This is a genomic window from Usitatibacter rugosus, from assembly GCF_013003965.1.
Classification (GTDB): Bacteria; Pseudomonadota; Gammaproteobacteria; order Burkholderiales; family Usitatibacteraceae; genus Usitatibacter; species Usitatibacter rugosus.
The window spans coordinates 2,520,296-2,532,378 of sequence record NZ_CP053069.1 but is presented as its reverse complement, the minus strand read 5'-3'; the positions used below and the strand labels follow the sequence as shown (position 1 = coordinate 2,532,378).

The following is a 12,083-nucleotide window of genomic DNA, read 5'->3' as shown; positions in this document are numbered from 1 at the left end:
GTGGTGCATTCGTAGACTTGGGGCGTGAGAAGACTCTTCTCTTCGTTCGCTCGGGGTGCTCCAGGCGCCGGACTTCTCCTGATGCGCGCGGCGGTCGGCGGCGCCTTGATTGTCCATGCCGCAGCACGGATGAATAGTGCGGCGCCTCTCGCGGCGAACGCCTTTCCATTGACGATCGGTGTCCTCGGAGCCTTGCTGGTGGCGGGCCTGTGGACGCCGGCTACGGCATTGATGACGGCGGGTGCTGCGGCGTGGATCGCGATCTCGCAGCAGGTCAGCGCGGCTCCCTGGTTCTTCGTGTTCGTCATCGCGACCGCGCTGGTGTTGCTGGGTCCCGGTGCATGGTCGATCGACGCGCATCTGTTCGGATGGAAGCGGGTCAACGGTCACGGCGAAAAAGAGGGGCCATCGCCGCCCGACTGAGGGTCGCGGGCCGCGCAGGTGCGGGCGCAACGTGGGACGGCTGCATTCATCTCCTCCACTCCCGCAAGGAACCCGACCATGGACACGACTGTTGCCAGCAGCACCGAGATCCGACCGTTCATCTATCACGCGTCCCAAGCCGAGCTCGATGACCTTCGACGGCGCATCCAGGCCACGCGGTGGCCGGAGAAAGAGACCGTCGCGGACACGTCGCAGGGCGTGCCGCTCGGGCCGCTCCAGGATCTCGCGCGCTACTGGGCGACGGACTATGACTGGCGCAAGTGCGAAGCGAAGCTCAATGCGCTGCCCCAGTTCGTGACCCGGATCGACGGGCTCGACATCCATTTTATCCACGTGCGTTCGAAGCACGAGGACGCGTTGCCCGTCATCGTCTCGCACGGATGGCCCGGCTCGATCCTGGAGCAGATCAAGCTCGTCGGCCCGCTCACCGACCCCACGGCCTTCGGCGGCCGAGCGAAGGATGCCTTCGATGTCGTGATCCCGTCGATTCCCGGTTATGGATTCTCGGGCAAGCCGGCGACGACCGGCTGGAGCCATGCCCGCATGGCCCGCGCCTGGATCGAGCTGATGCGCCGCCTGGGATACATGCGATACGTCGCGCAGGGCGGCGACGTCGGCGGACAGATCACGGACGCCATGGCCGTCGAAGCCCCCGCGGAGCTCGTGGCCATTCACACGAATTTCCTCTTCGCCCTCCCGGAGGACATCTCGAACACGCTCCAGGCCGGAGCGCCGCCGCCGTCCGATCTCTCCGACCTCGAGCGACGCGCGCTCGACAAGCTGAGGGTCTTCTTCACCCGAAACGCGGGGTACGCGATCGAGATGGCGACACGTCCGCAGACGCTCTACGGACACGCCGATTCGCCGGTCGCCCTCGCGGCCTGGCTGATCGATCACGGCGACGGCGACGACCAGCCGGCAGCGACGGTCCTCGCGGCGATGCGCACGCCCACGCAGGGACAACCTCCGGAGCGACTGACGCGGGATGACGTGCTCGACAACATCACCCTCTACTGGCTGACCAACACCGGGGTCTCTTCGGCCCGCAGCTACTGGGACAACAAGCCCCCGTATTTCGGCCCCAAGAAGTTCTCCATCCCCGCGGCGTTCACTGTCTTCCCCGGCGAGATCTACCAGCCCTCGCGGCGTTGGGCGGAGCGAGGCTACGCGAACCTCTCGTATTTCCACGAGGTGGACAAAGGGGGGCACTTCGCGGCGTGGGAAGAGCCGCTGCTCTTCGCATCGGAGATGCGCGCGGCGTTCAAGTCGTTGCGATAGGAGGCCGAGGCCTACGCGGAATACCTACATCCGCGTAAGCCGTCCGGCTTCGATTCGAACCCGCTGCCCGTGCGCGAAACCGGGGTGGGTGGGATACGTGAAAACCCGGGTGGCGCCGCCCGCGAAGTTCACGCGAACCTCCCACCCGTTCTCGCCGCGCAGCAGGTAGCGCGAGAGCACCGAGGCGACCGTGCCGCACGTGTCGCAGGACACGTACCTCGAGCCTCCGGCCTGCGAACGGGTTTCAACGGCGGGCATCACCGAAGGGGCCCTGGCCGCGGTGATTTCGATCGCGCGTTTCGTTTCGGCGAGCTTCGCCTCCGCGAGCTTCGCCTCGGCCAGCGTCGCTTCGACGGCGCGCTTCTTCTCGGCGAGCCGCGCGTCCGCAGCCTTCATTTCAGCCAGGCGTTGCGCTTCGGCCAGCTTCGCTTCGATCGCCACCATTTCGGCGGCGCGTTTCGTTTCCGCGAGCTTCGATTCCGCCGCGACCATCTCGGCCGCGCGTTTCGTTTCCGCCAGCTTTGTTTCGGCGGCGAGCTGTTCCGCCGCGCGCTTCGTCTCGGCCAGCTTCGCCTCGGCGGTCCGGATCTCGACCACGCGTTTCGCCTCGGCCGCTTTCATCTCGATTGCCGGGCGTTTCGTCTCGACGCGCCTGGGCTCGGCAGCCCTCACGGTCGAGACCTTCACGATGACCGGCTTCGGCTCGACGCGCTTTACTTCGGCGATCTTCACTTCGGCGGGCTTCGGCTTGGCCGGCTTCGCCACGACGACCACCTTGGGTTCGGCAGGCCTGGGCTTCGCCACGGCGACCCTGACGTCAGCCGGCTTCGGCTTGCCCCGATTCGCTTCGATCACTTTCGGTTCGACGGGCTTCGGATCGACGCGCCTCGGTTCGGCCGGCTTCGCTTTCGAAATGCTTGTCTTCACGCGCGCGAGCTCAACGATCTTCACTTCCGCGACTTTGATTTCTGCGACCTTGGGCAGCTCTGCTTGTGGGGCCGCGGCGACCTTCGTCTCGGCAGGTACGGGCTCGGGGAAGTTCGCCTCGAAGGACTCGTCTTGGCGCGGCTTGGCCTCGGGGCTTAGCACGACCACGACGTACTCGCGCTGCGAGAGCGACTCGGGCGGCACCGGTTCCGGCGGACCCTGCGGGGATCCCGCATCGGCGGTTTGCGTCGGGGCAGGGGGATCGGGGGGCAGGGGTTGCGGCGGCGCGAGCTTGACGGGATTCCATCGCGATGACTTCACCATCTGCGTGGGCCTGCCCGGCGGAGCCGAATCGGGGGGCGCCGTGCCCGCCCGCTCGAAGAACGGCGTTCTCGTATGCGCGATGATGCCGAACAGCGCAGCACCGCCCAACGCCAATGCGACGCCGGCGACGAGGAGCGCCGCCTGTGGACCGCCCTGGAATCTCCCCATATTTCCCCCCCAGGAGAATGCGCGATCGTGACGCTCTCGAGTCGCGCGATCTCACTGCAATGCGTGAGCGAGTCGTTAGGTTGACAAGCCAGCGCGACGAACACAACAGATTCCGCAGTCCTACAGCAGCATTCGCGGGATACGTGCACTAGTCGGCCCCGGAGCGCCGAATTTTCAGCACGCATTCGGCCCCCTTGAGGCGTAGGTTGGCGCAACAACAACACAAGGGGCGCACATGAAACGCTGGCTCTTCGCGCTGCTCGCAGCGCTCGGTATCTCCTCTTCCGCCCAGGCGCAGTTCACCATCGACATCGCCGGCAAGAACCCGACCAATATCGAGGGCTTGTGGTGGAATGCCTCGGAGTCGGGGTGGGGCGCGGCCTTCACCCAGCAGTTCCACATCATCTTCGTCACGCTCTACACCTACGACGCCTCGGGCTATCCCACGTGGTACGTGGTGACCGATTGCCGTGTATCGGGCAATTCCTGCTCCGGAGCGCTCTACCGGGCCGGCAACGGGCAACCGTTGACCACCCAGTGGCGATCGACCGCGGGAGTCCAGCAGGTGGGCTTCTTCACGGCGACGTTCAGCGGCACGAGCGCCGGGACGCTGACGTTCACCATCGACGGCGTGAGCGCCGTGAAGTCCATCACCCGGACGATCTACAACACCAGCGGGCCCGCGCCGGCTGTCGAGACCAGCCGGCAAAAGACCGAGCGCCTTGTCGGCGGAACGTGGAGCCACACCTACACGCTCTCCACGACCACGTTCACGGATCGCTTCACTTTCGGCGGCTCGCTGATCGCGGCGCAATTTGCCGGCGATTTCTACGCGGTCGGGCGCGACCAGTTCAATACCGACGTGCTGGCGGGCTACTCCACGCAGAACGACTTCTGGGGACTCCTGAATCCCGGGATCACCATCGACGAATTCTTCACCTACCAGTTCAACACGCTGAATTCCGTGGGAGGCTGCTACTACCTGATCAGTCCCGCCGGCTCCACCAACCTGTCGCGCTGCTACAGCTTCAGTGGTTCGCGGTCGCCCCCGAAGGTTTTCTTCGAGCCGGACTCGGGCAAGGTCCTCAGCGAGCAGGAGAGGGTGGAGTTGGTCGCCGGGGACAAGACCGAGTACGTCGTCGACCAGGCTGTGCTCGATCAATACCTGCGTGCCTACGCGGCGCGCAAGACCTACCAGAGTCGCCGCTAGCAACTCGGGAGCGACGGGAGATCTAGAACAGCGCCCGCGTGATCGCCTTGGTGCCAGTCCGCCCGTCCACGGTGTAGCTGAGGACGCCGTTGTTGCCATCCGTGAACGACAGCGACACCGTACCCGCCTGGACGGCGTGAACGCTGGCGGAATTGAAGGTCGGTCCGAAGGCAGGTCCCGTCGTGCGATGCAGCGCCCCGGTGCAACCGTTGCCGGCGGCATTCACCGCGCAATTCGTAGCCACGTACCACATGGGCTTTCCCGCATCGTCGTAGACGAACCACGCGAGGAACATCACGCGGCCTTGTTGCGCGACCGAGAGGCCCCATCCGGACTCGGACGCGTTCCACCAAAGATCGGTGTAGTTCACGCCCGGCACGCTGCCCGTCGAGAGCGGCGCGCGCGTGATGTCGATGGAGCGAGACTGGGTGGGCATGGAGTAGTAGAGGGACCCGGTATCGGCGTCCGTGAAGCTCACGCTGACGTATCCCACGTCCTTTGCCGCGGTGGCGGAAGGGTTGAAGGGCGCGCCGAAGAAACGCGAGCCGGTGACCTCGTAGAGGCGGCCGGAGCAGTACCTCGCATACGCTTCGCAGCGTGACGCGATGTACCACTTGGGCGCGCCCGTCGCGTCGTAGGTGTACCAGGCGAGGAAATAGTTTCCACCGCGTTGCGTGACGCTGAGGCCCCACCCCGATTCATCCGCGTTCCACCACATGCCGCTCGTCCAGGAGGGGGCATTGCCCTGCGAGGCCGGGGGCGCGGGCGTGATGAAGCGGCCGAGCACGATCATCTTTTCCGCGTACACGCGCTGCGCGACCCTCTGGTTCACGAGGTCCACGATCGCCATGCTCGTGGTGTGCATCGGCACGTAGAGCTTGGTGCCGTCGGGAGTCAGGTCCAACCCCGTGGGGCTCTGGTCGATGGGAATGGTCGAAAGGACGGTGTTCGTCGCCGTGTCGACCACGCTGATCGAATCGCTCTCCACGTTGCCGACGTAGAGCCGCGTGCCGGCGGCGTTCAGCACCACGAGCGCCGGGCGGATACCCGCGTTGATCGTGGCCGTGACCGAATGGCTCGCGAGGTTCACCACGCTCACGACGGACACCTGCTGGAACAGGGTGCCGATGTGGCCGACGTAGAGATGGTTGCCCGCGGGATGGAGGGCGAGGCTGAGGGGGCCCAGCGCGACCGGAATCGTCTCCAGCGTCTGGAGCGTCTGCGCGTCGTGCACCGTGATCGTGTGGGATTCCCCGTTGGCCACGTAGATCCGGTTGCCATCGGCGCTGAAGAGCGCCGCGGCGGGGCGCAAGCCCGTCTCGGCGGTCGCGATCACCGTGTTTGTCGTTGTGTCGATCAGGCTCAGCGTCGAGCCGGCACCCAGGAGCGTGCCGGCCGAGCCGACGGCGAGGCGCGTTCCCGCCGGGTTGACCGCGAGCCCCACGGGACCTCTCGCGACGGTGATGCGCGTGACGACGGACTGGCGCGTCGCATCGACCACATAGACCTGGTCGGCGGCGGCGTCTCCGAAGTAGGCGCGGGTGCCGTCCGGTGAGATGGCAACGCCTCCCGGCGCGGTGTCCGGCAACCGGAGCTCCCAGATTCGGGTGTTCGAGGCGGTATCGAAGACGGCGATGCCGCCGCGAAACGGCACGTATGCGATCGGGGCGGCCGCCGCGGCCGAGAGCCAGAGGCAGGCGAACAGGCAAAGCCATTGTCGGGTGCGCATGGCGGCCACTCTCGGCCAGCCTCGCGCCGGAGTCAAACCGGTCGGACGGTCACTCGGTATGATCGTGTTGCCGACTACGGGAAGAGGGAAAAATGGCGACGACAGGTGCGATCAGGGCGATCCGGCAGGCGGGCTTGGCGCTCGCCGCAATCGTGGCGTGCGGTGCGTGGGCGCAGGCCGATCCCCGGATCCGCGCGCTCGCCCAGGAGCAGAAGCCGGCGATGCTCGAGACGATGAAGGAGCTCGTGGGCTTCGAATCGGGTTCGCGCGAGATCGAGGAGCTGGACCGTATCGCGGCCCATATCGCCGTGAAGTTCCGGGCAATCGGTGCACAGGTGGACGTCATCGATCCCGTCGAGGCGCAGACCCTGCGGTTCTCGGATACGCCCGAGCGCATCGGCAAGATGGTGAAGGCCTCGTTCACCGGCACCGGCAAGGCCCGCATCCTGATGCTCGCCCACATGGACACGGTGTATCCGAAGGGCATGCTCGCCAAACAGCCGTTCCGCATCGACGGGAACCGCGCGTACGGCCTGGGCATCGCCGACGACAAGCAGGGCATCGCGCTCATCCTCCACGTGATGACCATGCTGAAGGCGCTCGACTTCCGCGACTACGGAACGGTCACGGTGCTCATCAACGGTGATGAGGAGATTTCCTCGCCCGCGGGACGCTACTACCAGGGGCTGCTCGGGGAGTCGCACGACGTCGTCCTCTCGTACGAAGGCGGGGGCTCGCCCGAGGAGGAGCGCCTGCGCCTTGCTACGAGCGGCATCGCGCTCGCTCACCTCAACGTGCGCGGCCGCGCTTCCCATGCCGGATCGGCGCCCGAACGCGGCATCAACTCGCTCGAGGAGCTGGCGTTCCAGATTGGCCAGATGCGCGACCTCTCCGATCCGAAATCCGGCATCAAGGTGAACTGGACGCTCGCGAAGGCTGGCGTCGTGCACAACATGATTCCGCCCGAGGCGCAGGCCACCGCGGATGTTCGCGTGGAGCGCGTCTCCGATTTCGATGTCGTGGAGAAGGCCATTCGCGCCCGCATCGAGAAGCAGCTATTGCCGCACGCGAAGGTGGAGCTCAACTTCGAGCGCCACTTCCTCCCCTTGGAGCTGCGGCCCGTTTCACGAGCGCTCGCGCAACATGCGAAAGGGATCTACAGCGAGCTTGGACGCCCGATCGTGGTCCTCGAGCGTTCGACGGGCGGCGGCACGGATGCATCGAACGCCGCGGTCCGGGCGAAAGGTCCCGTGATCGAAGGCTTCGGCCTGCCGGGATTTGGCTCGCACACGGTGAACGCCGAGTACATCCTCCTCGACGCCATCGAGCCCAAGCTCTATCTCTCGACGCGGTTGATCATGGACTTGGCGACGGGGAAGGCACCGTTGCAGTAGCCCTCACCATTTCGTAAACAGCTTGTTTACGAATTTCAGGCGGTGCTTCCCTTCACCGCCGGCCGCGTCGTCGGCCCCGAATTCACGTTCACGCTCCGCTCGAACGTGATGCGATCGCCATCGAACTTGCAGACCACGGTGTCCTTGAACGCGGACTCCACGAAGACCCACGTCATCGCGAACGTGTTCGCGTCGCGCCACTCGCCCCCGGCGACGACGCGCATCGAGTCCAGTTGGTATTCGTGGTGGAGCTTGTTCCCCGTCATCGACGTGCTTCCCTCGATGCGCCTGCCCAGGCCCGCGTCGATCGTGTGCGTCCCGCGATCGTCGACCAGCGTGAAGCGGCAGCGGTTGTCGGCGAAGTCGAGCTGGACGGATTTGATCGCATCCTCGTTCGCTTCCATCGCGTAGCGCTTGCCGGAGACCCGCGCGGCGGTCGGCGAGGTGGGATTGCCGGGTGGCGGCAGCAGTTGCAGGTTCTTCGTCCGCTCGGTCAGCGCGGCAAGCGCCCCATCGTCGTTCGCGACCTTGCCCGCCCGGAACATGGCGGGGAAATGCTTGTACGTGCGCGACGTGAAGCCCGTCTTGATGGCCGAGGTGATGGCGAGCACCGCGTCGTCCTTGGGAAAGACAAACGCGAACTGGCCGAAGAGGCCGCGCGCGGAATAGTTGTCGGGCCCCAGCCACCATTGGGCGCCGTAGCGGTCCTTGGTGAAGGGCGACTGCACGAAGTCGGTCCAGCCGGCGGGCAGGACCTGCTTGCCATTCCAGAGGCCCTTGTTCAGGTGGAGGACGCCGAGCTTGAGCGAATCCGCCGTGCGCCAGCTGAGCCCGTTCGCGCCGGGCGAGATGCCGTGCGGATCGGGGTCCCACTCGTAGCCCCTGATGTCGAGCGGCTCGAAGAAGCGCGGGCGCAGGTAGGTTTCGGTGTTCTGCCCGGTGGTCTTGGAGATGATGGCCGAGAGCATGTACGTGGCCGCACTCGTGTACAGGTACTCGGTTCCCGGCTTCTTGGTGACCGGAATCTTGAAGAATTCCGCGACCCAGCTCGTCTTGATCGGCCGCCATTCGGATCCCGACACCTCGCGCACCTGGCCGGTACGCATCGTGAGGAGGTCCTCGACCGTCATCGCGGCGAGGTTCGGCTCGACCGTCGCGGGGAGATATTCGGGAAAGAACGAGACCACCTTGTCCTGCAGGCCGAAGCGTTTCTCGGCAAGCGCGAAGCCGACACCGCAGGCCGTGACGCTCTTCGTGAGCGAGTGCGTCATGTGGATGCGGTCGGCACGGTAGGGGGCCCACCAACCCTCGGAGATCACGTGGCCGCCCTTGTAGAGCATGAAGCTGTGCATCTCGCCCGATTGCATCTCGTCGAGATAGGCGGAGATGGCGGCGGGCGAAACACCCACGGACTCCGGCCGGGCACGCGTGAACCCGTCGTTGTATGCCATGGAACCGGCCGGCAATGTCGCGCAGCCGGGAAGGAGCCCGGTTGCGGTGGAACCGGCCAGCAAGCCCACGAATTGGCGGCGCGTCGTCATTTCTTCTCCTCCTGAATTCTTCAGGCCATTTTGCCCTATCCCGGTCCCCGTACAATTGCGCCATGAGCGCATTCGACGAAGCCATCACCTTTTCCCAGGCCCACGAGATTCCGTGGCCCCGCGATCCCGCAGCCGACCCCGCACGCTGGGGCGTTCACCACGACGATCCGCCGCCGTTCAATCGCTTGCGCGGCCCGGTGCATGTGCGGGGCGGCGTCTCCGGCGTCATCCGGGTTCGCGGGAAGGAAGTTGCGGCGTGGGGCGAGCCCGATCGCTCCGACCAGACATACAGCGTCGCCAAGACCTACCTCGCGATCCTCGCGGGCATCGCGCAATCGCGTGGGTTGCTGAAAGCCGACGAGCGCGTGAGCGATCGGCTGCCCGGGATCGGCTTCGATTCCGAGCACAACCGCGCGATCACCTGGGAACACATGCTCACCCAAACCAGTGAGTGGCATGGCGAATGCTTCGGCATGCCCGACCAGGTGGAGCACAACCGCCGTGTGTCGCACGATCCGAAGCCGCCCGCAGGGAAGAAGGGCGAGCTTCGCAAGCTGCACGCTCCGGGAACGTATTGGGAGTACAACGATGTCCGCATCAACCAGCTCTCTCTCGCGTTGCTGCATCTCTTCAGGAAGCCGCTGCCGGAAGTTTTCCTTGACGAGGTGCTGCGGCCGATCGGCGGTGGCCACGACTTCCGCTGGGAAGGCTACGACGACTCGTGGGTCGAGATCGACGGCAAGCGCATTCAATCGGTACCGGGCGGCACGCACTGGGGCGGCGGCATCAGCATCAGTGCACGCGACCAAGCTCGCATCGGTCAGTTGCTGCTCGATGGCGGTGCGCACGAAGGCCGCCATCTTGTCCCGCGGGAATGGGCTCAGCGCATGCCCGTGCCGTCACAGACCGCCCCGTTCTACGGTCTACTCACGTGGCTCAATGGCGACGGCCGCATGTTCGCCGACGCATCGCGCTCGAGCTGGTTCATGTTCGGTGCGGGCGGGCACACGGTGTGGATCGATCCGGACCACGATGCGGTGGTCGTCGCTCGCTGGCTCGACGGCGCGCACTCGAAAGAATTCGTGAGCCACGTCGCGCGGGCGCTCGGCTAACCACTCGATCAGGAGGCATTCATGGCTGAAGAACGCGCAATCCTCGCCGGCGGCTGCTTCTGGGGCGTGCAGCACCTGCTGCGCCGCCAGGAGGGCGTGATCTCGACGCGAGTGGGCTACACGGGTGGGAACGTCCGCAACGCGACCTACGGGAACCACGGCTATCACGCCGAGGCGGTCGAGGTCGTCTTCGATCCGGCACGCACCAGCTACCGGCAGATCCTCGAGTTCTTCTTCCAGATTCACGACCCGACCACGCTCAATCGACAGGGCGGCGACTACGGCACGAGCTACCGCTCGGCGATCTACTACACGAGCGAAGAGCAGAAGCGCGTGGCGGAGGACACGATCGCCGACGTCGATGCCTCCGGCCTATGGCCGGGCAAGGCCGTGACCGAGGTCGTGCCTGCCAGCGACTTCTGGGAAGCCGAGCCCGAGCATCAGGATTACCTGCTGAGCAATCCCGGCGGATACACGTGCCACTTCATTCGCCCGGAGTGGAAGCTGCCGAAGCGCAAGGTCGCCGTATAGATGGAACGACCCCAACTCGACCTGGCTTTCGTCTCCGATGTCGCTTGCCCGTGGTGCGCGATCGGGCTTGCCTCGCTGGACCAGGCGCTCGCACGCCTGGCCGGTGAGTTCGATGTGACTCTGCACATCGAGCCCTTCGAGCTCAACCCGGACATGCCGGCGGAAGGCGCCGAAGTCGTGCCGTATCTCGCGCGCAAGTACGGCCGCACGCCCGAACAGATAGCCCAGGGGCAGGCGAGGATCCGCGAGCGCGGCGCCGGTGTCGGATTCACTTTCGGGCCGCGCAATCACGTGTGGAACACCTTCGATGCGCACCGGATCCTCCACTGGGCCGGTCTCGAGGGGAAGGCGCCGGAGTTGAAGCGCGCGCTGCTTCGCGCTTATCACGCCGAAGGACGCAATCCCGGTGCGGCGGATGTGCTCGTCGAGCTCGCGGGCTCTGTTGGCCTGGACGCGGCGCGCGCGAAGGCGATCCTGGAAGGCGATGAGTTCAAGACCGAGGTCAAGGATCGCGAGCGCTTGTGGCTGCAACGCGGCGTGGGCGGGGTGCCGCTCGTCGTGGTGAACGACACGCACGCGATCGAAGGGGCCGAGACGCCCGAAGGCTACGAGCGCGCGCTCCGGCAGATTGCCGCGCAACTCGGATGACGAAATTCCTCCTGGCCATCTGCGTCGCGCTCATGGCCGCATGCGCGAGTGCTCCCGTCGTGCCGGTTCAGGACATCGCCCCGAAGGGCGAGCTGCGCGTCGCGGTCGGCGTCGGCCCGTCGGCCTCGGCGTTCTGGGCGACCCGTGACGCGTCGGGCAACTTGAAGGGCGTCACCGTCGACCTCGGACGCGCCGCGGCCGAAAAGTTGGGCGTACCCCTCAAGCTCGTCGAATATCGCAACGCCGGCGAGATCACCGCCGCCGCCTCGAAGGACGCGTGGGACCTCACGTTCATGCCGCACGAGGCGGAGCGCGAGAAGCTCATGGACCACGGTCCCGCCTACGTTTCCTACGACAGTGCCTACATCGTGCGCGCCGGGCTCGATGTCGCGAGCGCCGCCGAGCTGGACCGTGCGGGCACCCGTGTCGGCGCCATCGAGGGCACGAGTACGTCACGCACGGCCGCGCGTTCGCTCAAGAACACCTCGGTGACACTGTTCGCGAAGGCCGACGATGCCGTGGCCCAGCTCGCGGATCGGCGCGTCGACGCGCTGGCCATGGGCCGCGAGGCGCTCGTCGACATCACGCGGAAGGTGCCCGGCACGCGCATTCTTCCCGACGTGATCCAGACCACCGGCGTGGTCGTCGTGGTCCCGCTCAACCGCCCGGCGGCGCGCGCGTGGGCGGCGCGATTCATCGAGACGGCGAAGGCGGACGGCACGGTGCGCAGCGCCCTGGATCGCGCGGGCTTCGCGAACGCCGTGGTTGCACGTTAGT

At 66.2% G+C, this 12,083-nt stretch carries 11 protein-coding genes; 8 read left to right on the top strand and 3 right to left on the bottom strand.

Translation table 11 applies throughout. The features are described 5' to 3' along the window. Positions 1-81: 81 nt before the first annotated feature. Together DSM104443_RS11935 and DSM104443_RS11930 are read left to right on the top strand one after the other, a co-directional pair. The gene (locus tag DSM104443_RS11935; RefSeq protein ID WP_171092511.1) at positions 82-423 is read left to right on the top strand and encodes a hypothetical protein; all 342 of its coding nucleotides are present in this window, start codon (positions 82-84) and stop codon (positions 421-423) included. Positions 424-501: 78 nt separating this feature from the next. After that, positions 502-1,722, top strand: a complete 1,221-nt coding sequence (locus DSM104443_RS11930; RefSeq protein WP_171092509.1) for an epoxide hydrolase family protein — start codon at positions 502-504, stop codon at positions 1,720-1,722. A gap of 24 nt (positions 1,723-1,746) precedes the next feature. Here DSM104443_RS11930 and DSM104443_RS11925 read toward each other — a convergent pair whose 3' ends face one another. Next, on the bottom strand, positions 1,747-3,141 hold the full coding sequence (locus DSM104443_RS11925) for a hypothetical protein (RefSeq protein WP_171092508.1): 1,395 nt from the start codon (positions 3,139-3,141) through the stop codon (positions 1,747-1,749). Positions 3,142-3,376: 235 nt separating this feature from the next. Between DSM104443_RS11925 and DSM104443_RS11920 the strand changes: the two genes are divergently transcribed. Beyond that, positions 3,377-4,351 (top strand): hypothetical protein, encoded by a 975-nt coding sequence (locus DSM104443_RS11920; RefSeq protein WP_171092505.1) that lies wholly within the window; start codon positions 3,377-3,379, stop codon positions 4,349-4,351. 22 nt (positions 4,352-4,373) lie between these two features. Here the strand turns inward: DSM104443_RS11920 and DSM104443_RS11915 are convergent, their stop codons facing one another. Then, a complete protein-coding gene (locus DSM104443_RS11915) occupies positions 4,374-6,080 on the bottom strand; it encodes a YncE family protein (RefSeq protein ID WP_171092503.1) in 1,707 nt (568 codons plus the stop codon). 92 nt (positions 6,081-6,172) lie between these two features. Here DSM104443_RS11915 and DSM104443_RS11910 point away from each other — a divergent pair, with 92 nt between their 5' ends. After that, a complete protein-coding gene (locus DSM104443_RS11910; RefSeq protein WP_171092501.1) occupies positions 6,173-7,474 on the top strand; it encodes a glutamate carboxypeptidase in 1,302 nt (433 codons plus the stop codon). A gap of 35 nt (positions 7,475-7,509) precedes the next feature. Here DSM104443_RS11910 and DSM104443_RS11905 read toward each other — a convergent pair whose 3' ends face one another. Then, on the bottom strand, positions 7,510-9,015 hold the full coding sequence (locus DSM104443_RS11905) for a serine hydrolase domain-containing protein (protein WP_171092500.1): 1,506 nt from the start codon (positions 9,013-9,015) through the stop codon (positions 7,510-7,512). Positions 9,016-9,077: 62 nt separating this feature from the next. Between DSM104443_RS11905 and DSM104443_RS11900 the strand changes: the two genes are divergently transcribed. Genes DSM104443_RS11900 through DSM104443_RS11885 form a run of 4 tightly spaced genes read left to right on the top strand, consistent with a single transcriptional unit; the run spans position 9,078 to position 12,082 of the window. Then, positions 9,078-10,127, top strand: coding sequence for a serine hydrolase domain-containing protein (locus DSM104443_RS11900; protein WP_171092497.1), 1,050 nt, complete (start codon positions 9,078-9,080; stop codon positions 10,125-10,127). A 21-nt stretch (positions 10,128-10,148) separates the two neighbouring features. Next, on the top strand, positions 10,149-10,658 hold the full coding sequence (gene msrA / locus DSM104443_RS11895; protein WP_171092495.1) for a peptide-methionine (S)-S-oxide reductase MsrA: 510 nt from the start codon (positions 10,149-10,151) through the stop codon (positions 10,656-10,658). After that, complete coding sequence (locus tag DSM104443_RS11890; RefSeq protein WP_171092494.1) at positions 10,659-11,306, top strand: DsbA family oxidoreductase; 648 nt, start codon at positions 10,659-10,661, stop codon at positions 11,304-11,306. After that, on the top strand, positions 11,303-12,082 hold the full coding sequence (locus tag DSM104443_RS11885; protein ID WP_171092492.1) for a transporter substrate-binding domain-containing protein: 780 nt from the start codon (positions 11,303-11,305) through the stop codon (positions 12,080-12,082). The genes DSM104443_RS11890 and DSM104443_RS11885 overlap by 4 nt, the downstream gene beginning before the upstream one ends. Position 12,083: the final 1 nt, after the last annotated feature.